The sequence below is a fragment of the Mesorhizobium sp. M0047 genome, from assembly GCF_040323315.1.
Classification (GTDB): domain Bacteria; phylum Pseudomonadota; class Alphaproteobacteria; order Rhizobiales; family Rhizobiaceae; genus Mesorhizobium.
Map to the genome: position 1 here is coordinate 64,604 of NZ_JAMYUW010000003.1, position 23,974 is coordinate 88,577.

Genomic DNA, 23,974 nt, shown 5'->3' on the forward strand with positions numbered 1-23,974 from the left:
GCGAAGCTTCAGGACATTGAAGGCGAATGCCACGACTGCCGGCGGGGCGGTCCTCACCAAAGCCCCTTCGTGGCCTTCAGATTGGTGTCGATATGTTCGCCGTAGAAGACACCTTGGGCGTCCTTGTAGCCCTGCTTGAACTTCTTGGTGACCATGTTCTTCTTGGTTCTCGACGCTCCCTGGTTGTAAGCGATGGCCACATAAACGCTTTCATCATACGTCAAATTCTTCTTGCCCGCCCCATAGAGGGCTTTCGTCTGCGCTGTCAGCTCCGACATCCCCCTGCTGAGTGTGCCTTTCCAAGTCGCCCACTTCTCTTCGAGGAAATAGTCCTTGTCGCCGTCGAAAAACTGGATGTCGTACTGAAACATCCCGAATCCATGGCAGAACTTGCTGGGATTCTTCACGACGGTCTTGAAACCGGAATTGACTGCGGCGATGCGCACCAGCGCGGCGCGCGCGACCTTGAACATCTCCTTGCCTTTGACGTGGCTTTCCAGGTCGGTTCGGTTTTTCGGCCAGGCAGAAGCACGCTTGGGAAAGTCGAGCGTATCCCCAACGCACACGGCAAGCACCTCCTCCGGTTTTGCCGTTTTGTACATTTTCGCCCAGATGTAGAAGGTCTCCTGGATGCCGATAGAGATGAGAAGGTTCTTGGTTATCGGTGTTCCGGCCACCGCAGCATCGATGTCCGTACCGAAGTTCTTGTTCATCCAGATCATTGCATCCTGCATAGCACTGGTCATCACTGCCTCCTCAGTTAGCAAGCGTCACAATTCACACTGACATCGAAGATCGCGCGCGTGGCAAAGCTGGGTGTTTGTACGATTTCGGAACCCGCTCGGTGACGGTGCCGGCCAATGCGGGATCTGTCCGTTGTCCAGCAGGCCCCGCGCAGCGATAGGCATCCATTCCATAACGCGTTGGCACACCCCCGCCCCCATAGCTGCCAAGTCGGCGCACTTAGTTCGTTTTGTGCAGATGCTCGAAAACCCCAAAAGTAAGTGCACCATTCATCATGGAAAGCAAGAAAATACCAACTTTTATATTTTCTGACCGATTCCCCCCTCTCTATAAGTCCTCTCTATAAGTCCTCTCCATGGCAATCCATTTCGCTATCTTTCGCGGGAAATCCGATAAGGAACGGTCGGGCGAAGGGCAATTACGGTTGCGGCAGTGTTGGCGCTCGCAAACGTACCGTGCACAACGTCGCAAAAAGAGCTCCGAGCCAAAGAACCACCTTGTTATCCAAACCTCAGTTCTTTTGCGGGCATGCTTAGCCGAGGCAAGTTGCTGCCGACTAGGGAGGCGTAGTTCCACATGTCCGCTACCGCTCAGAGCCAGCTCCAGCTACCACAACCGCCAAGGCCGCTCCGAGCGTCACCGGCTGGACCGCCAACGCAAGGTGCCAACTGAGTCAACGGGAACGCTGTCGCCTACGCATCAATAGTAGCGAACGCTCAGCCATCGGCGACTATAGCGACTGGATCCACATCACCGACCAGGCATTTCCAACCTGTCCGTCCCGCAAGACCCCTTCAAGGTGGCAACGAAGATCGACGTCTACCGGAAATTCCAGATGAACGGCGGGAACGGGCAGCTCTTCAAAGAGCTCACCGGCGGCGAGATCCAGGCCTTCTCTGACGACCACCTCTGACTACTTGGCGCACTGCATGACGGCAGGTTGGTTCTCCCCCTGAACCCGCCGACGGGAAACATTGAGAGCCCGTTCGTTGAAGCTCTGATCGCGGAAAAACCAACCGCGCGGAAGCTGATGCCCACTTTAAGCGTCATATCGCGCCCGTGAGCTTCATGGCCGCTGTTTTCGGGTCGCCGAAGAAGATCGGATCAACGTGTTTCATAATGCGGCGCTTACGTCGAAGAAATTCCGCGTGTTCTCGATTGGGCTCGCGAGCGAGAGTCCTAGCTTCGGAAATGCCTATAGCAGGCCTTTCGCCTGGCGCAGCCGAAATCGGCCCGGAGAGGTGATGGTCGCCAAGCCATCCTTTGCTGCAATTTGGCCGGCGACGGCTGGGGGCTTTTGTCAGAGCTGGCGATCCTCTGCCCAAGTGAGTGAAGAAACTGACTGCGAGGCTCCCCACTGTTTCCATTCAACTGCTCCTCCTTAGTCGGCGCAGCGAATTGCTCTACAAATGGGCTGAACGGAATTATTAGAATTTCATCTTGGCGTGGAGCGGCACTTATACCCGCCCGGAACAGTTGAGTGACACACACATACCCTCAAATGTATAACGCGACTTCAATGCCAACTTGCCTCGTGCAGCATATACTTTATTGGTGCAATGAACACCGATTGCACTTTTCGATGAAACAAGTCACCATGCTCACGGCAGGCTGAGGGGAGACGGCCATGGCGAATGATTTCCAGGCGATAGGTGGCAATGCCAATGCGGCATTCACGCTCAAGATTCATCGGGGCGAGAGAATGGCCCTCGTAGCCATGAACTGGCGAAACGGGAAGCCACCGACCAATTTCGTTGGATTTGCGATTCAGTACCAGGCGCCGGGCGCACCCAAGCCGTCGACCGTCTACAATCGCCTAAATTTCGAAGGGTCACCAAACCCCGAAGGATACAAGAGCTTCCCGACCACCAAGGCGCCGATTCAGAAATTCAGGTGGGTGGTTTTCCCTCACGACGATCCGCAGCCTGGCCCGTACGCGTTTACAGTCATGCCAATGTTCATGGATCCGGCCGGAGCCATTGCTCAGGGAGAAGCCCAAACCGCGGCGATCGATCTCGGCAAAGAGACCTATCCTGGCCAGATCAATGTGGCTTTCACCAGGGGCTATGTCGCCTCGCAATCATTCGTTGATAAGTATCAGGAAGGCGGCTCTCTCAAAACCCTCCTGCCCGCCCGAGTCGATCAGGGCACCACATTCGTTCCGACACATCCAAAAGCGACCGAGGCCTACGAGTGGATGGGCCTGGAAGCCCGAAAAGAGATATTTGCCCTGCTGGATGCGGCCGTTGCTGATCCCGCCGCCAAGGTCAGCATGGTCGCCTACGACATGAGTGAAAGTGAGATTATGGACCGCCTGCTGGCGCTTGGCCCGCGCCTCAGGATCATCATCGACGACAGCGACAAGCATGGCCTGAAGACCAGCGGCGAGACGCAGTCTGAGACTCTGCTAATCGCCTCCGCCGGAGCAGCCAACGTCAAGCGCGAGCACATGGGCGGCCTGCAGCACAATAAGATGATTGTCGTCGACGCGGCGGTGCCACGCGCCGTGTGTGGTTCGACCAACTTCAGCTGGCGCGGGCTCTACGTCCAATCAAACAATGCCTTGCTACTCACGGGAGCTCAAGCGGTGGCTCCGCTCAAGGCTGCATTCGAAGCTTATTGGAAAAAGGATGAGTTCGCCAATGGCCCCTCTCCCGACTGGCATTCTCTCGGCCTGGCGGGAATTGATGCCAACATCACCTTTTCGCCTCATGATAAGGCCCGCGCGCGCCTGGCCGAAATCGGCAAGGATGTCGAAAAGGCTCAATCGTGCCTTCTGTATTCACTGGCCTTCCTGAGCATTACGCCTGGTGCAGTAACCGATGCGGTGGAAGCCGCCACCAACAGCCCGATATTCACCTACGGCATTTCCGACAAGAACACCGGTGTCGTCGTCCACAAGCCCAATGGCAACACGGCTCCGGTCTACTTCGCTCGCCTCAACAAGAACGTGCCGACGCCGTTTAAGGTCGAGCCTTCCAGCGGAATCGGACCAAACCTGCACCACAAATTTGTGGTGATTGACTTCAACACGGCCGATGCCCGGGTCTGGACTGGATCGTACAACTTCAGCGGCGCCGCCGACCTCCAAAATGGAGAAAACCTGTTGCTCATACGCGATCGAAAAATCGCAACATCTTACATGGTGGAGAGGCTGCGCATCTTTGATGAGTATCATTTCCGCGTGACCCAGGATGACGCGGCAAAAGCCAAAAAGACCCTGTCTCTACAAAAGCCGCCGATCGCCGGAGAAGACCCTTGGTGGACCGCAGATTACACAGATCAGGTCAAGATCCGCGATCGTGAGTTGTTCGCTTAGACTCCCCGCGAAAGCGGCAAAACCGTTCCTTGTGGCACTTCATAGAGCTCCAGCGGCAATCCATCTGGGTCCCTGAAAAAGGTAAACCGTTGGTCTGTATACGGATCGATCCGGATTGGCTCAACGGCAACGTCGGCGGCTTCCAGCCGCGCAATTACGGGATCGAGACTTACCACGGCAAATGCCAGATGTCTCAGGCCTGTCGCCTCTGGATGGGATGGCCGCATCGCTGGTGCGGGGAAGGAGAACAATTCCAGTTGGACCGATCCGATCCGCAGATCCGCCTTCCATGACTGCCGCTCCTCCCGATAGACTTCCCGGATCAGATCGAGGCCGAGGAGCTCGACATAGAACCGTCGCGACCGGTCATAGTCGGTGCAGATGAGCGCGACGTGGTGAATGGCGTTCAGCATGCTGCTAACTCTATAGGCAAGCCGCGCTTACCGGCCAAGGTCACCAGCGGGTACGGGGTCACTTTGTTTATGTCACCGTTCGCAAGGCCCGCGTCCTCCATACGGATTGCGCGCAATCGGTCACATAAAGTTGCCGCCAGACGGCAATCAAATGCGCCGATGTGGCCGGCCCTGAGATAGACTGCTTCGTAAGCCATTGACGACTAATGATTCTGTTAGTCGCTGAGGGATTAACGTGATGCCCAGGCGGCCCTCAGCCCTGGATGTCGATCTGGGTCGATTTGCAGCACATCGGATGCCCGCAATTGACGTGCATGGTTTCGCGGGCGACGAAGGTGTCGGCAATACTCTCCAGCCTACATGACGGAGATCGCTTCAGCGTGTTAAATCACCCGTTCGAAGTTTCTAGAGCGTCAGATTCAGTCTAAATCGGAGGACAACGAATTGCCAGAGCTAGCCGAGCAGCGACCCCCTCACAATTCACGACTGAGCCCCATCTCAGTGTGAAATTACTCTTTCACGCTGATGCTGTTTTACGCGGCCTGCCAAACTTGGTTCAAAATCCGCGCGGCGAGCGCAGCCTTGTCTTGCGGCAAGAAACGACCGTAGTGGTGCGCCACCATGTCGGGTGTGTCCTGAATCGCGTAGCTTGCCTGCTCATATGACCCGGTCTGCTTCAGGATGTGCGTTGCCAGCACGTCACGAACATTGTGCGGGCCGTGAGGGAGAAGGCCGGCGATCGCGCCGCGCTGCGTATATGGATTGTAGATGCCATATCGCTGAATAGTCAGGCGCCATGCCTCATAGAACGTGTTTCGATCGTATGCGGCGTCCTTGCTGGTCGCCTTCACCGTTTTGATAAAGAAGGTCCCGGGGTCTTCGGCTCCTCCAAGCAGCACTCCGCGATGGCGGTCGATATACGCCTCGATGTGCTCGTAGAGACCGCCCAGGTTCGGCAGCACGAGCCGAAATGGCTTGCTCCCGAAAAAGGATGAGTTCGCGTTCTTGAAAGCGACTGAAGGAATTAGGACCTCCCAGCCCTTTTCGCGTTCGCTCCAGCGGAGTTCACCGCGCTTCATGTCGGCAAGCTGGCGCTCAGACCGCGGCAGTCTCCCGCGTTCACTGACCATCAGCTGACGCAGGTTCTTCTGCCGCAACCCAAGATGCAGCCCGAACCGAAGCATCAGGAACGAGCGGACTGCCTCGGCGGCAGGACGGCGATGAATGCGTTCATCTGGCATGAGCCGCAGTATCTCTTCGGTAATCTTTCGATACTCGCCCACTGGGCTATCGGCCTCCAGCACAGGCATGATTGGTTCAAACGGATCACGATGCACGCGCGCGATCCGCTGAATCTCCTTCACGCGGGAGGACGCATGCTTGAAGTAGACATCGCAGGCGTCCTCCCAGTCATCGCGGGCGCGGTCAATGTCGGTCTGTGAAACCAGTCCTGCGATGGGTCGGACTCGCGACGCCAATTGAGGTTGCTGCCTCAGCCAGCCCGTCTCCTTGCGGGTGAGCGCGAGGGAAATTCGCAGCATGTCCACCTCCCATGTAGTGTAGAACCCGCGCCGCCTCTCGCGCCATTGCACGTACCAGTCCCAGACGGAAGGGAATACGAGCAGGCCGAAGGTCAAATGCTGCGTTGGCACGCCGTAGCCGCGTACTGGTCGGCGCGGATGCGCAGCCACCGCACCGAACATCAAACCGAGGTGCTCGACCTTCTGCGATGCTGTCTCCTCGCCCCAAACACCGTTGCGCTGCAGACCGAACGCAGTGAGTGTCGCAGTCTTGAAGCGGATCAGATCCGCCATTTCCATGGCAAGCGCAGGAGGGGCGTCTATGACGCCTGACATAAGATCGGGGTCGGTGAACAAAGCCCCATCGTCATGCTGATCGCTTCGAACTCGATAGCCGTCATTCGCAGCATCTGACTGACCATATGTGATACCTGGGAAACGAATGGCGTAACGCTGTTTCAGCGCAGCCGCCTGGAATCTCCGGTAGTCCGTTGACCCACTGATAATCACACGCCGAACCCATTCCAGGATCTCCTCCTGTTCCTCGGGCGAACGCGTGTTGAAATTGTCAGGCAAATGCCACGCAAGCCGACGGCGTTCAGCCGAGCCGATGTCATCGAGGATGTGGCCGGAGGCGGAACGCGTCTGAAGCGGGAGTTTCGCTTTAAAATACCCTGCCGAAAGACGATAACGGCGCTCGATCCGAGCTAGCACTTCCATGCTCGCCACGCTGCGCGGCGATTTTGATCCCTGCAGCCAATGACGAATTGTGGAGCGGTCGAAACTCTCGTCGTCTCGGACAACAGCTCGATGGAGGTGCCAATAGCTGTCGCCGTGACGGCGCATCTGGAAATCCAGCGCCGTCTGAAAGGTCGGTGGATCAAACCGTTCCTCGAAAAGAGGCGCCGGGAACTCCTCGATATCGCGCGGTTTGATGCCGGGCTTCTGCCGGGCCACTGCCGCCATGGCCCCTGGCTGGTCGACGTTTCTGTCGCGGCTTGCTGTGGACGCCTTCGTAGGTGTGAACTGTGGGCGGCCTCGCTGGGGACGTTCCGTTTTGGCATTGCGGGAACCGCCGACGGTCGCCCGCATCGGCGAAGCGTTCGTGTTTCGAACGATTGCATCAAGCGCCCGCTCGATTGCAACTTTGGCAGTTCGCATCGCGCTGTCGTCGAGGCCGCATTGAAAGCTGATTTCTTGCCAATCATAGCCGCGGAGTTTTCGGGGCGGAGTTTGAGCGCTGGAGATGAGCTGGAGTAGAAACTCTCTGACGCGCGCGCTTTCTTGAGGAGGGAGCACAGGGTCAAGACGGAGACGGCAGAAATCAGAGATTTTTCGGGAGAGCAGTCTGGTATGCGAATTTTCAGTCATGCGGGTAGGCTATGTGGTTTGTCGGGTCGGCGGCGAAGGAGTACGCGCACATACCCGATTCTTGTCGCTTGGGAGACTCGACGGAATGACGCCTAACAGAAATGTCGCAACCTGTTGAAATGAGCTGAATCGAAACACCCGCCGGGCTGCGCCCGTGGCGAGAACGCGCCGACCGCAGTGTTGCCGCGCCCATCGCGAAGATAGTCAATGAAGATGCGGCCCTTTCGGGCTGCCGGCGCGGCGGACAGCAGATAACGATCAGGATGCGCTTCGGCGAGCCGATTGGCGAAAGGCCGGGCAAGGAGCCGGGCATTGTCGCGCGTGATCTTCGCCCCCGAGCGGGGCCATCAGGTGAATGCCTTTGCCATCGGTCACCTTCGGCCAGCCCTTAGCCACTGCCAGCGGCCCCGCCCTATAAGAGACCGACTGTGAACTGGTCGGGATCATCATGCACCGAGCGACGCCTCACGGTCAGTTCGCGCTGGCCTCCGTTGGACTTGCCACTCGAGAGGCGATCCATCCACCATTGTGAACTTGGCACATGTATCAAGACAGCGCTCAGTTTCGCCGCCGAGAATTGAAGCTGGCCACGCGCGTATCCTTCGACTGGGATGCGGAGAAACTCACCGATTTCAACGCGGAAAGAAAATTTCGCTGCGGCTCAGTTGGCGACCATTGCTTGCGTGTCGATACTCCAATGGTGCGTCTTGTCTCCTCAAGCTCGATATCCAGCACCGACAACTGACCCGTGAACTGTTCGAATTCGATTTGATGGGCCGACAACAATGCCAGCATATCTGAGTTCAGCAGGAGGCTGCGGCTCGTGATCTGACATCCCACTTCCAATATATTTCTTGGCTGCTGTATGCCCCTGGTCTGAAACATCTTTTCGAAGAGATGACGAGCCGGCGATCCATCTCGACTAACAATCCAAGGATATTCAACGGTGTCGCCTATCGAAACGTTTCCGCGCTTACACAGCGGATGGCCGCTACGAGCGACAATGGAAAGCGGAAGCTCGATGAGCCCGACGCAATCAAACTCATCCTCCCGATGCTGATGCCGCAGTGCCCCGACCATGAGATCGATCTCTCCGGTCCGCAACTGTTGTAGCAGATCGTCGTAGGCGCCATCGGCAATGATCACTTCCAAGTTGGGAAAGGATCTCAGCGTCAGCAAAACCGCGTCGGGTATGAGTTGTGCCCGAGCGAAGGGCATCGACCCGATACGGAGCGTCCCGCCACGAGTACCGCACCCAATGGCGATTTCGTCGGTGCCAAGCTCCAGTTCGCGGATCGCGAGGCCGATCGAAGTCGCGAAACGTGTTCCCGCGTCGGTAAACAGAATTCCTGTGGAAGTCCGATGCATCAGCAGGCACCCGATGGTGAGTTCGAGCGCCCGGATCGTACGCTTGAGCGAAGTTGCGGAAACGCCAAGGGCAGCCGAGCTCGATTCCCACTCCCGGGTTTTTGAAAGAGAGGCGAGCGCAATGAACTGAACAGAGGATATCTGGTAGAAATGATCGGCCGAGAACGAGTCGGGCCTTGCCGACCAATAGCCACGTTCCAGCTCGCCGATTGCTCGATTGACGCGATCGATCAACTTTGACCCGGCCGACGTCGGAAGCATACCTCCTCGATGGCGCACAAAAAGCTCCTCGTCGCACCATTCCTCCACGCATGCGATGGCCTGTGAGACAGCTGGCTGAGTAACGAACAATTCGCATGCCGCCCGGTTGACGCTTTGCAAGCGCGCAACTGCGCTAACGGCCCGCAGATGCCGGATATTGGGCATGCTATTCGCTCTCATCTGCCACCCCATCCTCGGAGGACCGTTCGAACTTCGGTAAGGAGCCTGCTTGGTATCGCCCCGCGTGAGCGCAGGGCGATACCTCGGTGTGGTGCGCCAAAGCAGGGAGCCGCGGCTGCATGAACGTTGGATCAATCAGGCTTCGCCCGATATGCGTCTGGCAGGATCATGACCTCGTCAGCACGGGTGTAGCCGCCGTCTTTGACTTCCTCGATGAGAACCATCGTGAAAGGGCGTGCCCCTTCGCCGAAATAGCCTACGAAGAGCTCGGTGACGGAATGGGCCAGTTCGGCTTTCTGCTTTCTGTTCAGCGCGGCTTCGGGGAGTTTGATATTTGCAAAGGGCATCGAGAATTCCTTTTGTCATTCCTATATTTGCTTCGACTGATCATTGAAGGATTGCCTGTGACGCCCCCCAGGTGCGACACGTTGCGTCAAACCCAAGGGCTCGTGAGCAAAGCCAGCTGATGTCGCATTGACGCTGGCTATTCCACTTCGTTCGCATTTGTGGCGTCTTGGGTCGGGGTGTCGACTTCTCCTTCAATGCCTGAATGTGATAGCCGATAAACGCGCGCCGATAATCCAGCCGCCTTTGCATTCACTGTTTAATGGGTGCTAACAATGACCGCATGGATCACCTTGATAGTATGCGCTTGTTTGTGAGGGTTGTTGATCGTCGTTCGTTCACGATGGCGGCGTCAGACCTCGGAATTCCGCGCTCGACGACAACTGTAGTGATCCGCGAACTTGAGCGGCATTTGAATTGCCGACTCCTCAATCGAACAACGCGCGTCGTTAGTCCGACCGTTGATGGCCAAATATACTATGGACACTGCGTCGCTGTGCTTGCGAGCATAGACGAAGCCGAAGCCAGTTTTCGCAATCCTCAACCGAGCGGTTTGTTACGGATTGACGCCCACGGAATGCTGACCCGCACGTTTCTGCTGCCGAAACTGTCGGAGTTTCTTGCCCGTTATCCGCAGATCGACCTGGACATCGGTCAGGGCGACCGTTTGGTTGACTTGGCGCGTGAGGGAATTGACTGTGCTATTCGTGTCGGCGAGCTAACCGACAGCACGCTAATCAAACGCCCTCTGGCAAGCATTCCGGAGATCACCTGCGCCAGTCCGGCTTATCTGGCTCGACACGGCACGCCGCAAAGTCCGGATGAGTTGAACTCTCACCAGATGATTGGTTTCATTTCCTCACGGACGGGGACCATGATGCCACTCGAGTTTCGGGTCGGCGGCAAGACGATGAAAACAACTCTCCCGAGCCGCGTGACCGTCAACGACTCAGATACATCAGCCGAATTGGCTCGTCTTGGCTTCGGTCTCGTGCAGGCGCCGCTTTATCGCTTCTCAAAGGACCTGGTCAATGGCACGCTGGTGGAGGTGCTAAAGCCGTACAGGCCTACGGAAACCATCGTGTCGGCTATCTATCCGCAAGCGCGTCAGACCTCACCCCGCTTGAGGGTGTTCCTCGATTGGACAAGCAAGGTGTTCAGCAAGATTGGCTAGACAGATTGCTTGTGAATGCCGCGGCCACACCCTTGCCGGAAATTTCTGAGCCGCAAGCGTCGCTCGCCAGGCCACTGCCCGCCCACAAGCAGGCGAGCGACCGGAGGCGCAGACGAACTGACCAGCAGGGGCGACTTTCGATTCAGGCGTGCATGGCGCCGCACGGGCTCAGAAACACCATTTCATTGTCCATGGCCAAATAGGGCTGCAGGGCAATGAGAAGGGTTCGGATATAGGGCGTCGCGAGATGTGCCAAAAACGCGTCGCGGTTTTTGTAGACTTCGTAGAAGTGGAAGATGCCGGGATTAACAATGTCGCGATTGAGTTGGTAGAACACGCAACCTGGTTCTGCTCGCGTTGGTTCAACGACCGACATCAGCAGCCTTTCAAGGGCGTTCTCCATTCCCGCCACGGCATGCAGTTTGACAATAAGCGCATATCCCTGTGCCCCCCAGGGGGAAGCCTGCGGAAATTGTGAATCAACAACTCTGGTACTCATGCCGTCCTCACTTACTGTGTGTTTTTGAGCTAACAATCGTGCTCGTTTCAATCCGTATTTGATCGCTTTGCCGCCCCGGTGAAGGATTTGATAAAAGGTCTCCGAACGAGCCTTTCGCCATGATGCGGACGGTGCAAATGTGTGGTCAATTTCATCTGGAATTGAATTTTCCTCACGCCGGGAAATCAAAGGGCATGGCACTTGTTATGTGCCATGCCCTCCAGATCAACGAGCCCACATTTTTTTGTATTGGTCTCTATAGTTGTTGCTTGGATCGTAGACTCCCTTGTCACCACCTTCGACACCAACGTTCTCGGCCGTAACGAGGTGAGGATAGGAAACGAAGCTGCTCGGTTCCTTGCCGTTCAGGGCTCGCACGATTTCGTCCGCAATCTGCCAACCATGGGCCTGCAGCGGTTCGGCCACTGTCGCTATCTGATGTTCGTGGTTGCGGATCCGGTCAAAGGCGGCCGGGCTGCCGTCGCCAGCCGCAATCATGTAGGGTGCAGCATCGGGCTCGACGCCGACGGCGCTGAGTGCTGGAATAGCCGCATCCCAGTACAGATCGTTGATCGAAAGCATGTATGTCAGCTTGCTGCCGAGCTTTTGATAATCGGCGACCGCGACAGCGCCCATACGCTGCTGAATTTCCTCAAACGGGAAATTGTTAATCGCCAGGATCGCGGCCTTGGAGCTTTGCTTGATGACATTTCCCATCGCGTCTTCCTTGATGCGGCACAACGCGAATTGATCGCCGCAACTAACAAGCGAGACGGCGGCCGCTCCTTTGCTTGCCACAAGGGCGCAGGAGGCCGCGACCTTAGCAATTTCAACCGGATCACTGCTGATATTGGTGAACAGCCCCGGATATTTCGACTGAAAACCGGAGGCTTCGCCCGTATGGTTTCCGACAACGATGATCCCCGCAGCCTTCGCTTCATCAATCAGTTGACCCGCTGATTTCGGCTCATAGCTGCTGACGACTATAGCTTTCGGCGAAAGGGCGATGGCTTGGGACAGGGCGTCCAGATTGGTGCTGGGAGAATTTTGACCGTCGATCAGCTTGACGTCCCAGCCGAGCGCGGCGGCCGCTTCCTTCAAGCCGTCATACACCCCGATATCGCCGGGATTGTTCGCGTTGGAGGCGATATAGACGATCTTGACGTCTTTCGGCGCTGTGAAGCTGGACGTTGGTCCATCCCATGTCGAACTGACGCCGGCTGCGTGATTGACGATCTTCTGAGCTTCAGCCAATACGGGATCCGCCGGAAGGCTCTGGTTTACCTCGCAAACGGCGCCTTCCGGCAGCGCTTCGGCCGCGTAGGCCATCGGTGCGAAGGTGGCAGATGGCATGCTGGACAGTGTCGTCAGCAACGATGTGGCTATAAAACACGGGCGGATGAATCGTGAGACCGGCCGTCTTTTGGAATGTGTCATGTTCGCTCCTCTCTCTTTTTCTTTGACATCATCCGCCGCGGCATGACGGCCGCTGCGGTGAATTTCCTTTGTGTTATCGATTGCCCCCGCGGCCGGACGAGTATGTCGCCAGGCCGACGCCAAGGATCAGGGTGACGCCGTTGAAGAGCGGGACCACGAAAAACTGTGCTCCCAACTGCTGCAATCCTGAGATACCTATCCCGAGCAGCATCACGGCAATCACCGTCCCCCAGGGGTTAGGCCTGCCCGGATTGATCGTCGTTGAGCCAAGTATGGCGCCGACAAAAATCGGTAGAAGGTAATCTGGGCCAGTACTGACGGACCCAGTCCGCAGTCTGGATGCTAGGATGATGGCGGCAATAGCAACGATGAGGCCACCGAAGACATAAGTGCCGAGGACGATCTTTCGCGATGAAATGCCGGTCAGTTCGGCAGCCCGTCTGTTGGCGCCTAAAGCATAAAGCTGTCTGCCGGTCTTGGTGTATTCGAGTACAAACCATGCCAGCGAGGTGATGACAATCACGTAGACAGCTGCGACCGGCAGGCCGAAGAGCTTGGCCGAATAGATATTGGTGAAGCCCTTGGGCAAAGATCCGAATAGCTGCTGACCGTTGGTGTACCAGTTGGACAAACCGTATGCGATTGTCCCGGTTCCCAACGTCGCGATGAAGGAATTGATCCGGAAGTAGTAGACGAGGATGCCGTTGACCAAGCCAATCACCGTGCCGATGCTGAGCACCAGAACGATCGCAAGGGGCCACGGAATGTTCTGCTTGACGATAAGACCAATCATCAAGATGTGAAGAAGTCCGACGACGAAGCCGATCGACAGATCATATTCGCCAATGATGATGATCAGCATTTCAGCGATGGCCAGTATCGTGACGATAACCATCGCATCAAGAATCGAGCGTGCTGTAGTGACCGTGGGAAAGGTGTCCGGCACCAGCACGGAAAAGGTGACAACCAGGAGCAAGGCCAGCAAAAGCAGCAAGTACTTCGATAAGACCGTGCGGGCCGTAGACACAATAAATTCTTGCATGAGATTTCACTTCTTAGTTTAAGGCGCCACTCGCCGCGTGCGTGATCGTTGCGACGGACAAGTCAGCTGCGGATATTTCTTGTGCGATGATGCCCCGATCGAAGGCGAGTACGCGTCCGCAAATCATGGCGAGTTCCTCGAAGTCACTTGAGATGACAATGACGCCCAGACCCCGTGCAGCGAGCTCATAGATCAAGCCATAGATTTCCGCCCTCGCCCCGACATCGATGCCGATGGTCGGGTCCTCGAGGACAAGGACGCGCAAATCCACATTTAGCCATCGCCCCAGCACCACCTTCTGCTGGTTACCGCCTGAGAAGAATCCAACCATGGTTTCGGGCCGCAGTGGGCGCAGCATCACCTGGCCCGCCAGCTCCGTGGCGCTGAAACGCTCGCGCTTCTTCCCGATAAGCCAGCCGGGATGCCTTTTTGAGATCTTCGGATTGATGAAGAGATTTTCTCGCGCCGTGAGCGTCATCGCCAGCGCTTCCTGTTCGCGCCGACTCGTCGCAAAGCCAATTCCTAAGGCGATAGCGTCGCGCACGGATTTGAGGGAGGTGGCGATGCCAGCGAGCTCAATCTTGCCGGCGGTAAAGGGCTCTATACCGGCGATTGCGCGGCCCACCTCTTCGTGACCTGCGCCGCGAAGACCAGCCAGTCCCAAGATCTCGCCGCGCCTCAGTGCCAGATCGATCGGCTTGATCGCGTCGCCAATTAGTCCGCCCTGGATCATGAGAACAGGGCCTCCATCCGTCAGTTCCACCGGGTCGCGCCGGTGTGCGACCTGGCCGGTGCCGACAATTGCCCTGACGACCTCGCTGTCGGAGATGTCGTCGATGGAGCGATCGGCCACGACTTGGCCGTCACACAGGATCGTCACCCGGTCCGCAATTCGCCTGACTTCATCAAGGCGATGGGTAACGAAGATGATGCTGATGCCCTGGGCCTTCAGTCCAGCCAGGATCTCGAAGAGGCGGTTTACGTCTGAATCTGGCAGGCTGGCAGTGGGCTCGTCCAACACCAGAACACTGCATTTGTTTGCAAGTGCTCGCCCGATCGCCACTAAGGACTGCTCGGCACGGCTGAGATCGGCGACCTTTGCGTCGACATCGATCGAACCGGCGACCCCGGCGAGGGTTTCGATCGCCTGCTTCCGAACGTCGCGCCAGGAAATGCGGCCCATCCGCTTGGGATAGCCGCGCACCAAGGCAATGTTTTCCGCGACGCTAAGACTATCCACCAGGGCCAGGTCCTGATGAATGAACTCGATGGTCGACTCTGCCTGCAGGTCGTGGTTCGGTACCAGCCGGGTCTGACCACTGTCGCATTTATGATAACCAGCCAAGATCCGGATCAGCGTGGACTTGCCAGCCCCGTTTGCACCGAGCAACGCATGGATTTCACCAGCATTCACGTTGAAGGTGACGCCGCGTAGCGCCTGGAAATTGCCAAACTGCTTTACGACGTTGTCAATCATCAGACGGGGCGTTGGGCTTGGCTTTTCGGCTTCGGCAGACGCAGCCAACAAAGCGATTGACGGGGAACCGGCTAACGGTAGGTCGCCCGCCTTGCTTGCCTCATCTTGCATTTGCATGAACGGGACCATTTGGCCTTGCTCCTCCCCTGCGGCAACTCGCGTGGCGTACACATCTGCCGCACTTGCCATGCGATCCCGCCTTCGGCGATCCAACGCTCCCTTTGGATCGAACGGCGATTTTTCGACATGACCGGCAGGCGCTTAGGCCTCTGGTTGTCCTTGCAAAATTCTTACAGCATCCAGTGTTCCAGGCTGAATAAATAGTCCTAGCAGCGCCATAAGTTTCTTCGCCGGCTTCAGGTGACGCGCGGGACTCTCAAGCAAAAGATCCGCTGTCCTTGCGAACGGCGGATCTTTAAAATTCGGTCTGGCTGTCACTGCTTTCGGACGTCGCTCAGCGCGGTTGTCAACTGTTGATCGTGACCCATTTCAGATCGGACATTGCCTCGATGTCGGCCTCAGTGCCCTCCTTGCCGAACCCGCTGTCGCCGGTCCCTCCGAACGGCACATGAGCTTCGTCCTGCAGAGCGCTGGTATTGATGTGGCACATGCCCGCCTCGACATGTTGCGCAAAGTGCAGCGCCTTATCGATGTTGCTGGTGAAGATCGCCGATGAAAGACCAAAGTTGGAGTCATTGGCCAACCGCAGCGCCTCTTCATAATTGGAGACCGAATAGACCGACACGACCGGGCCGAACGTTTCGTCGCGGGCGCACAGCATGCCATCCTTGACGCCGGCAAGAACAGTCGGTTCCATGCGGTTGCCATGCCACTTTCCGCCCGTGAGCAGTTGAGCGCCATTGTGGACCGCGTCCAGGATATGCTCCTGAACCCGCTTGCGCTGGCGCTCGGAAATGATGGGTCCGATCACCGTCTCTGGGCTTCGAAGATCGCCAATCCCAAGCCTGGAGACGAATTCGACGAACTTCTTTACGAACTCGTCATAAACGCCTTCCTCCACATAAATGCGGCTGTTGCCCATGCAGACCTGGCCTTGATAGGTAAAGATGCCCATCGACCCGGCTGCCACCGCCTTCGGAATATTTGCGTCGGCCAAGACCACCATCGGATTTTTGCCGCCCAACTCCAGGGTCACGCGCTTGTTGTCGCGCGCGCAGATGGACTGGATGTGCTTGCCGACCCGGCTGGAACCGGTGAACGTGACCATCGCCACATCCGGATGCCCGGTCAGTGCATCGCCGATATCGACACCGTAGCCGGTCACGAGGTTGAATGTTCCGGCGGGAAAACCTGCATCCTCGTAGACCTTTGCCAGCATGCCGCTGATGATCGGTGCTTCTTCCGAGCAGAGAAGGACGACGGTGTTCCCCAATGCCAGCGGATTGGCCGTCAGACGCACGCCTTTGATCAGGGGAACATTGAAAGGTGTGATCGCGGCGACGACGCCGAGCGGCGCCCGCATCGACATCGAAATGCGTCCCGGGACATCGGACGGAATGGTTTTGCCGGTCGCCGTCCGGACCATTCCCGCAGCAGCGCGCATGAAGGTGAGCGCGCGGCCGAATTCGTGTTCGGCCTTGCGCAATGGTGAGCCGATTTCATCGACCAGAGCGTCGACGAATTCAGTTTTTCGCGCAAGCAGCAATTCTGAGGCCCGGAACAACAGGGCCTCGCGTTCTGTGACCGTCGTGCTTGCGTATTTCGGGAAAGCGGCCTTAGCGGCGGCAACGGCGCGGGCGACATCGCCTGCCGCCGCAAGTGCGGCACGACCATAAAGAGCACCGGTCTCCGGATTTAGGTCATCGAACCGTCGCCCACTTTCGGCCTCGCTCCAGGCACCGCCGATAAAAAGTCTGGTTTCCTTCAAATTCTCAACCATCACTGCATTCCTCAATCAGTTCGTTATTTGGACTGGATGGTTGCAATGAATAAGCCGAACAACGCAGGACGGGGTTATAAGGAAAACCGTATCGGCGAATAATTTCGTGCGCGGTGACGCCGATCCCGGCAAGCGCGAAATTGGGACGGGCCGGGATGTGCCCGCATCTCTGGTACAGAATACGGCGGAAGCCTTGCCGTGTGGACGCGGTCAGGGCCGTTGTCGGGTCCGTCCCGCCCACAGGTTCCACGCGCGATCGACCTGGCCGGAATTGGTTTCGTCCGCCAACGCGGCCTCACCTTCGGTTAACGCGGTGTACTCGCCCATGGTGATGGCGGTCATCTGCACCTTGGCGTTTTGCTCGGCGTAGACTGCCCGGAAAACGGCCTGACGCACGTCGCGGCCCACGACTGTTATGCCGTGGCCTCGCATGAGCACCAGCGCCTGCCGGCCTAACGATGCTGCGAGATCCTGTCCCATCTTCAGATTTCTCACCAGCATGTCGCAGTCACACCCTTCAAACACCGCCGAGTCGTAAACCGCGGCACAGCGCCCGATGAATCCAGCCATATGGGTGACAGCGGCAAAACGCTGCGATTTGGAAATTGTAAAAGGAAGTACAGCGGGGGAATGGGAATGGACAATGCCGTACACATCGCTCCGTTCCTGATAGATCGCAGCGTGAATGAACCGCTCCACGTAAAGATGATTGCCGCTCCCGCCGATTTCATGACCCTCAAGGTCCAGCGTGACGAGATCGTCCAGGCTCACCTGCGCCGGCGCCAGACTGCGCGAAATGATAAACTGGCCCGGGGTTGCCGGGTCGCGCCCGCTGACATGACCAAAGCCGTCCAGCACTCCTTCCTGGAACAGGATGTGGTTTGCCATGACCACGTCTTGATGCAGTTCCATTCGCTCTCCCCCTGCCAGCCGCCTGCCGGCTCGTCCACTTCAGGCCCCGGTCTATCGCAGCCTGATATGGATGTTCTTCTCCTGGGTGAACGCCAGCAGTTCGCCGAGGCATTCCTCTCGACCGATCCCGGATTGCTTGAACCCGCCGAACGGTGTGCCGAGGAAATGCTTGGAGACTTCGTTGATCCAGATAAAGCCGGACTTGATCCTGGCGGCCGTCAGATGCGCAAGATTGAGATCGTTGGTCCAGATCGAACCCGTCAACCCGTATTCGACCGAATTGACGTCGAAGATCATGGAGGCCCAGTCACTCCAGCGCAGAACCGATAGGATCGGTCCGAACACTTCTTCACGGGCAATTCGCATGGACTGCTTCACGTCCACGAAGATCGTCGGTTCAACGAAAAAACCGTTCTTCAGCTCTTGCCTGTCTGGCCGCTTGCCGCCGTGGAGAAGCGTTGCGCCTTCTCCCTTGGCCACATCGATGTAGTCCAGAGTTTTCTTGTATTGCACCTCGCTGACCAGTGCGCCCATCGTCGTTGCTGGATCGGTGGGCAAACCGGGCTGGAACCGCGCGACGTGGTCCTTTATCCTGCTTACGACTGCATCGTGGATGGCGTCGTGCAGGAACAATCGGCTGGTCGAGCCGCAGGACTGACCACACCAGGTGAAGTTCATCCCGCGCACTGCCGCCTCGGCAACCTCATCGGGATCGGCGTCGGCAAAGGCGACAAGCGCGTTCTTGCCTCCGAGTTCAAGCAGGATCGGCTTCAGACCCTGCGATGCACCTCTCATAACGGCGCGCCCTGTCGGCACGCTGCCGATCAGGGTGACCATTGCAACATTCTCGTGCGATGTCAGAGCGGCGCCCACGACCGCCCCGCCCGTCAGCACGTTGAAGACCCCGTCGGGAAGTAGATTGCCGATGAGTTCGGCAAGCCGCAAGGCCGAAAGCGGTGCCTGCTCCGGCGGCTTCATGATGACGCTGTTGCCAGCCGCGATCGGGGCGGCCGCCTTAGCGGCCGTAAACATCAAGGGATGGTTAAACGCCACGATGCGGGCCACAACACCCATCGGCTCGCGGACACTGAAATTGACCGCATTCGGTCCCACCGGGATCGACGCTCCCTTCAGTTCCGTAACCAGTCCGGCGAAGAAGTCCCACTGGTTGGCTGCATTCAACACATCTCGAGTCATTTCCGCGACGGGGTTGCCACCATCGGCTGCGTCCAGAAAGGCCAAATCTGCACAATTTGCCCTTATGACACTGGCGACCTCACGCATGATTTTGGCGCGCTCGAGCGGAGCGACCTGCGACCACTGCTCGAATCCGGACTGAGCTGCTTCGACTGCCCGATCGACATCGGTGGGGCTTCCCCAACTGAATGATCCCACAGCCGTGCCATCAGCTGGGCTTAGCGATTGTCCAATCTCGCCGCCCTGGGTCTCATACCATCTACCGCCATAGAACTGGTCCTGATGAACAGGCAAAGTGCTGGCAAGTGTTTGTTGGATGCTGGTCATTTCGCAAATCCACCTTCTTCGAAATTGTTTTGCAACATTAGTCGCATGAAGGCCGGTAGACGCATTGCGAATGCGTGCTCTGTGATTAGATCTCTGTCGGCCGGCGGCCGATCAGGGAAGCTCGCTAGCCGGATATCAAACCACCGTACGCTTGAGGCGATGGTCCAGCGCTTCGGAAACGAGGTCGTTAAGAATTCGATGCGGCTTGCCTGCCCTTGCTGTGTGGGTGCGCGCATGGACGGTGGCAATCTCGCGTGCCAGATCGCCATTGAGCCCCAAGGCATCCAGTGTTTCCGCGCTCATCATCATTTCCTCGGAGCGCCGCGTTCCGTGCTGCGTCAACCGGTCGAAATGGTACGACGCGATCTTCGGCCAGCCGAGCCCGGGGTAACTCGAAGAGAGCGAGGTGAGGATGATGTCTAAGCATCCTGAGGCTTCGGCAGCGAGAAGTGTCTCAACCGTAATCGCCTCCAAACCCTTTACGAACAGGGATCGGACCATCTTGATGGCAGCGGCGGTGCCCGGCCCTGTGCCAACTATCTGGCCATTGAAACCAATGGCCTCGAGCAGAGGCCAGAGCTTTTCCACTGTAGGTCCGGCGATACACACAGGCGTTCCATGCCCATTGGGATGGACTGGCGCCATGACGGCCATATCGAGGTAAGCGGCACCGCGCCCGGTAATGACCTCCGAGGCTTGGCGCTTAACTGCCGGTGCAACGGAGTTGATGTCGATGATGGTCTGGCCGGGCTTGATGTCTTGCGCGGCGGATTCAATGGCGGCCAGACACTGCGAAGCTGTGACGGCTGAAAAAATCCAGTCACAGCCGTCATAGCCATGAGGACCCGACAGGATCGCGATACCACGCCCGTCCATTGCTTCGCGCATGCCCTGCGATCGGTCAGGATCGGTCAGGACAACATCCCATGCAGCAAAGTGCATCCCGGATTGCCTTGCGGCGAGTGAATCGGCGAACGCCCTTGCAGCCTCGCCAAATCCGAGAAATCCAATTTTACTGGGCCGCTCAGGTGAATACGGTTCCATCCATCAACTTTCTCGCGGTCGAGATGACGGCTGCGCTCTCAAAACCAGCCTCACCGATCCTCACAGATAGATCGAGTATCCCGGATGGGTGGTCGATGGTGACTACCTTTTTGTCACCCGATGGCAGAACGGCGATGTCGCTTCCAACCGCCCCCGGTAACAAGCAAGCCGTCGCCACTGACACAGCCCCGAATACACCAATGGATTTATGGCATCGATGCGGAATGAATGTGCGTGTCGAGACGCTGGCGCCCGACCGCGAGGGGCTGACCAAAGTCATCTTGGGAACCGGCCGGTCCGAGACATCGCCGAGCTTCATGAGTGGCCCCGCCTTCAACCGGATGGCCTCCAAGGCAGTCCGAAGCTTTTTGTCGGCCTCCAGTTCGGCCGGTGCTTCATGTCCGCTGATCCCCAGGTCCGCAGCTCGAATTATGACGCACGGCATTCCATTGTCGATGAGGGTGACGCTGATGCCGTCGATCACATCAGTCACGTTGCCAGTTGGCAGAAGGGCGCCGCAGGTCGAACCCATCGTATCGCGAAACTCGATCCGGACGCCGGCGGCCGTGCCCGGCACACCATCGAGCCGCGTTTCGCCTTCGTACTCGACCGTCCGGCCGGGCGTTGACACCCGGACCACCGCCGTCTGCTGCGTGTTTTCCAGAAAGATCCGAACCTGCGTTTCGCCATCTAGCGGCTTCACCAATCCTCTCTCCAGCGCAAACGGTCCTACACCCGCGAGGATGTTGCCGCAGTTCTGGCCATCCGAGACAATCGGTCGATCTACAAAAACCTGGAGAAACAGATAGTCCACATCGATGCCGGGACGCTGCGAGGGCCTGATAACCGCCACCTTTGACGTTAGCGGGTCAGCACCGCCCATCCCGTCGATCTGGCGGACATCCGGCGATCCCATGATCCGCAGAAGCAGGCGGTCCCGCTCACCCTGGTCCGCAGGCAGATCGTCAGCCAGGAAGTAGCCGCCCTTTGAGGTGCCGCCGCGCATCCACATCACCGGGATCGCACTAGACATATTTGATGCCCTTCGCAGCCAGGCTTTCCCGCATGCCATAGATATCAAGGCCAAGCTCACCTGCTGCCAGCCGCCGCCGTTTCTCCGCCTCGTTTACAAGGCGCGTTTTGGCCGACTGCAGCACACCGTCTGCTTCTTCGCGCGCCACAATGCAGACCCCGTCGTCATCGGCAATGACAACATCGCCGGCATTGACCAACTGACCTGCGCAAATGACGGAAACATTGACCGACCCGAGCGTGGCCTTGACCGTACCTTGGGCGTGGACCGTCCGCGACCAGACCGGGAAGTCCATTTTCTTCAGATCACCGATATCCCTGACGCCTGCGTCGATTATCAGGCCCACACCACCCCTCGCCTGCATCGATGTCGCCAAAAGATCGCCGAAATATCCGTCCTCGCATGCCGACGTCGGCGCCAGCACCAGGATGTCACCCTGCTTGATTTGCTCGATGGCGACATGGATCATCAGATTGTCGCCGGGCGGGCATGAGATCGTCACGGCCGATCCCGCGATCGCGCTGCCGGGAAAGATTGGCCGCAAATGGGGTGCGAGCAATCCTTTGCGGCCTTGCGCTTCGTGGACAGTCGCCACCCCGCATTGCGCCAGTGCCTTTATCGTTTGAGGATTTGCACGGCTGATATTTTGAACGACGATGCCACTCATCACAGTTCGTCCCTGGTTTCGGGAAATACCGCCTGGAAGCCTTCCGCATACTGGCAGTCCCGTCCGCCGGACTGTCCTCCCGAATTACGCGTAAAATGGTTGGCGCGATTGATGGCCACCCGAGTATAATATTCCCAGAGATGCTCCTGGCCTTCCATGCACTCGATGGCGCGACGCTTCTTGTCCCACACAGCGGTGATGTCGAGGAAAACCGAGGGCTTCCAACCCATTTGTTCGGTCTGGTGAGGTTCAAAGAGATAGAGCTGTGGCGAGCCAAGAACCTTCTGCCCGGGATTGTGTCCCCAGGCCTGAGCAATCATGCGCGTTTCAAGAGCGACCTGGGTCGCATACATGTGATCGGTATTGTACGGATCATATTGCGAATGGGAGAGCATGAATGCGGGCTGCACGTCGCGAATGATGTCAACGAGCTGATATTTATCCTCCTGCGACATCTGCAGCGGATAATCACCAAAGTCCAGGCAGATCAGGCTCTTGACGCCAAGGACCGTCGCAGCTTTCTCGGCCTCCCTACGTCTCGCGCTCTTGACCTTCTGGAGATCCATTCCCGGCTGTTTCCACAGCTTGGCGCTCTCACCTCTTTCGCCAAATGACAGGCACACGACTGTCACGTCATACCCTTTGTTGGCATGGAGGGCGATGGCACCACCACATCGCCAGACAAAGTCTGCGGCGTGCGCTGAAATGATCAGTGCGGTCTTCGTCATTCAGGATTCTCTCTATCGCTGGCAGGCGTTCCGTGCGTGTGGAACGTTTCGATCGTCTTTAGGCCCCAAGCCTGGCCGCGCTTGCGTTCGCTCTCGGTCCAGACCACCGGGGTCCAGTCGGGTGCCAGGATCAGCCTTGCACCGGAATTGGCCAACTCGACCCGGTTTCCAGCCGGCTCCCAGACATAGAGAAAGAAGGTTCCTTGAACGGCATGCTTGTGGGGGCCGGTTTCGATATGAACCCCGTTCTGCAGGAACACGTCGGCGGCTCGCAGGACATCTTCCCGCTGATCGGTCGCGTAAGTGACGTGATGGAGGCGGTTCGAGCCTTTCCCATGCTCTTCAGTGCAGGCGAGATCATAGGTCTTGTTATTGACTGTAAACCAGCTGCCGCCGAGGCGACCATTATCAAGCAGGATTTGCTCGGTGACCCTTGCCCCCAGGCAGGTGATCATGAACTCCTCGAATTCCGCAACATTTTCCGCGAGCAGGTTGACGTGATCGAGGCGGCGGGGGAACGCTCCGGAAAAATGGCTTGCGGTATTTTTCAGTGCCGGCACATCATCGCCTGTTGGCGTGTACCAGCTTGTCTCCCAGTAGATCTCGAACATATGGCCGAACGGGTCGCGAAACCGAAAGGCAGGACCATGTGCCTCGTTTCCTTCCGTCCACCCCAGGCTTTCAAACCGACTGTCCTCGATCGCGGCGACACGGCGGTGAAGCGCCTGTTTTGAGGATGCCCGGTAGGCCACATGGCCTATGCCGGCTGTCTGATGGCGCGTCAGTTTCACGGTATGGAACTCATAGTCGTCCCATGCCCGCAGATAGGCGCCGTCATCGGCCAGGCGGCTAAGCCGGAGCCCATAGATCCTCGTAAAAAAATCAAGGCTTTCGTCGAACCGGTCTGTGTAAATCTCGACATGGCCGAGATGGGCGATGTCAAAGCAGGGTTCAGCGTCAACACTCATCTCACCCTCCGATGCAACGCTACAGAAGCAGCGGCTGACATGCCGGTC

20 protein-coding genes are annotated in these 23,974 nt (G+C 57.7%); 2 read left to right on the top strand and 18 right to left on the bottom strand.

The annotated features are described in order from the left end of the window. Positions 1 to 53: 53 nt before the first annotated feature. Complete coding sequence (locus NKJ89_RS03570; RefSeq protein ID WP_352599922.1) at positions 54 to 746, bottom strand: hypothetical protein; 693 nt, start codon at positions 744 to 746, stop codon at positions 54 to 56. A gap of 1,625 nt (positions 747 to 2,371) precedes the next feature. On the opposite strand from NKJ89_RS03570, the gene NKJ89_RS03575 reads away from it, so the two are divergent. Beyond that, positions 2,372 to 4,063, top strand: coding sequence for a phospholipase D-like domain-containing protein (locus tag NKJ89_RS03575; RefSeq protein WP_352599924.1), 1,692 nt, complete (start codon positions 2,372 to 2,374; stop codon positions 4,061 to 4,063). Here the strand turns inward: NKJ89_RS03575 and gloA2 are convergent. From gloA2 to NKJ89_RS03600, 5 genes are all read right to left on the bottom strand, one after another. After that, the gene (gene gloA2 / locus NKJ89_RS03580; RefSeq protein ID WP_352599926.1) at positions 4,060 to 4,476 is read right to left on the bottom strand and encodes an SMU1112c/YaeR family gloxylase I-like metalloprotein; all 417 of its coding nucleotides are present in this window, start codon (positions 4,474 to 4,476) and stop codon (positions 4,060 to 4,062) included. The two genes, NKJ89_RS03575 and gloA2, sit on opposite strands and share 4 nt — an antisense overlap. A 533-nt stretch (positions 4,477 to 5,009) precedes the next feature. Next, positions 5,010 to 7,367: a hypothetical protein gene (locus tag NKJ89_RS03585; RefSeq protein ID WP_352599928.1), complete on the bottom strand. Its 2,358-nt coding sequence runs from the start codon at positions 7,365 to 7,367 to the stop codon at positions 5,010 to 5,012. Positions 7,368 to 7,459: 92 nt separating this feature from the next. After that, entirely contained in the window at positions 7,460 to 7,693 is a 234-nt protein-coding gene (gene ligD, locus NKJ89_RS03590; protein ID WP_352600315.1) for a non-homologous end-joining DNA ligase LigD, read from the bottom strand. A 232-nt stretch (positions 7,694 to 7,925) separates the two neighbouring features. Beyond that, positions 7,926 to 9,161, bottom strand: coding sequence for a LysR substrate-binding domain-containing protein (locus NKJ89_RS03595; RefSeq protein WP_352599930.1), 1,236 nt, complete (start codon positions 9,159 to 9,161; stop codon positions 7,926 to 7,928). 146 nt (positions 9,162 to 9,307) lie between these two features. Further along, entirely contained in the window at positions 9,308 to 9,523 is a 216-nt protein-coding gene (locus tag NKJ89_RS03600; RefSeq protein ID WP_352599932.1) for a tautomerase family protein, read from the bottom strand. Positions 9,524 to 9,804: 281 nt separating this feature from the next. Between NKJ89_RS03600 and NKJ89_RS03605 the strand changes: the two genes are divergently transcribed. Continuing rightward, on the top strand, positions 9,805 to 10,695 hold the full coding sequence (locus NKJ89_RS03605) for a LysR family transcriptional regulator (protein WP_352599934.1): 891 nt from the start codon (positions 9,805 to 9,807) through the stop codon (positions 10,693 to 10,695). 142 nt (positions 10,696 to 10,837) lie between these two features. On the opposite strand, the gene NKJ89_RS03610 is transcribed toward NKJ89_RS03605, so the two are convergent. From NKJ89_RS03610 to NKJ89_RS03665, 12 genes are all read right to left on the bottom strand, one after another. Next, positions 10,838 to 11,194 carry a putative quinol monooxygenase gene (locus NKJ89_RS03610; RefSeq protein ID WP_352599936.1) on the bottom strand — a complete coding sequence of 119 codons (357 nt, stop codon included), beginning with the start codon at positions 11,192 to 11,194 and terminating at the stop codon, positions 10,838 to 10,840. Positions 11,195 to 11,419: 225 nt separating this feature from the next. Continuing rightward, a complete protein-coding gene (locus NKJ89_RS03615) occupies positions 11,420 to 12,631 on the bottom strand; it encodes a substrate-binding domain-containing protein (protein ID WP_352599938.1) in 1,212 nt (403 codons plus the stop codon). A 73-nt stretch (positions 12,632 to 12,704) separates the two neighbouring features. Beyond that, positions 12,705 to 13,673, bottom strand: coding sequence for an ABC transporter permease (locus tag NKJ89_RS03620; RefSeq protein WP_352599940.1), 969 nt, complete (start codon positions 13,671 to 13,673; stop codon positions 12,705 to 12,707). Positions 13,674 to 13,686: 13 nt separating this feature from the next. Next, positions 13,687 to 15,339: a sugar ABC transporter ATP-binding protein gene (locus NKJ89_RS03625; protein ID WP_352599942.1), complete on the bottom strand. Its 1,653-nt coding sequence runs from the start codon at positions 15,337 to 15,339 to the stop codon at positions 13,687 to 13,689. 277 nt (positions 15,340 to 15,616) lie between these two features. Next, complete coding sequence (locus NKJ89_RS03630; protein ID WP_352599944.1) at positions 15,617 to 17,050, bottom strand: aldehyde dehydrogenase family protein; 1,434 nt, start codon at positions 17,048 to 17,050, stop codon at positions 15,617 to 15,619. 210 nt (positions 17,051 to 17,260) lie between these two features. Then, positions 17,261 to 17,962 (bottom strand): class II aldolase/adducin family protein, encoded by a 702-nt coding sequence (locus NKJ89_RS03635; protein WP_352599946.1) that lies wholly within the window; start codon positions 17,960 to 17,962, stop codon positions 17,261 to 17,263. A gap of 51 nt (positions 17,963 to 18,013) precedes the next feature. After that, entirely contained in the window at positions 18,014 to 19,486 is a 1,473-nt protein-coding gene (locus tag NKJ89_RS03640) for an aldehyde dehydrogenase family protein (RefSeq protein ID WP_352599948.1), read from the bottom strand. 135 nt (positions 19,487 to 19,621) lie between these two features. Next, a complete protein-coding gene (locus NKJ89_RS03645; protein WP_352599950.1) occupies positions 19,622 to 20,530 on the bottom strand; it encodes an NAD(P)-dependent oxidoreductase in 909 nt (302 codons plus the stop codon). Continuing rightward, positions 20,511 to 21,563, bottom strand: a complete 1,053-nt coding sequence (locus NKJ89_RS03650) for a 4-oxalomesaconate tautomerase (protein WP_352599952.1) — start codon at positions 21,561 to 21,563, stop codon at positions 20,511 to 20,513. The genes NKJ89_RS03645 and NKJ89_RS03650 overlap by 20 nt, the downstream gene beginning before the upstream one ends. After that, entirely contained in the window at positions 21,556 to 22,230 is a 675-nt protein-coding gene (locus tag NKJ89_RS03655; protein ID WP_352599954.1) for a 4-carboxy-4-hydroxy-2-oxoadipate aldolase/oxaloacetate decarboxylase, read from the bottom strand. Before NKJ89_RS03655 ends, NKJ89_RS03650 begins: the two co-directional genes overlap by 8 nt. After that, a complete protein-coding gene (locus NKJ89_RS03660) occupies positions 22,230 to 22,958 on the bottom strand; it encodes a PIG-L deacetylase family protein (protein ID WP_352599956.1) in 729 nt (242 codons plus the stop codon). Before NKJ89_RS03660 ends, NKJ89_RS03655 begins: the two co-directional genes overlap by 1 nt. Then, positions 22,955 to 23,926 (bottom strand): VOC family protein, encoded by a 972-nt coding sequence (locus tag NKJ89_RS03665; protein ID WP_352599958.1) that lies wholly within the window; start codon positions 23,924 to 23,926, stop codon positions 22,955 to 22,957. Before NKJ89_RS03665 ends, NKJ89_RS03660 begins: the two co-directional genes overlap by 4 nt. Positions 23,927 to 23,974 lie beyond the last annotated feature (48 nt).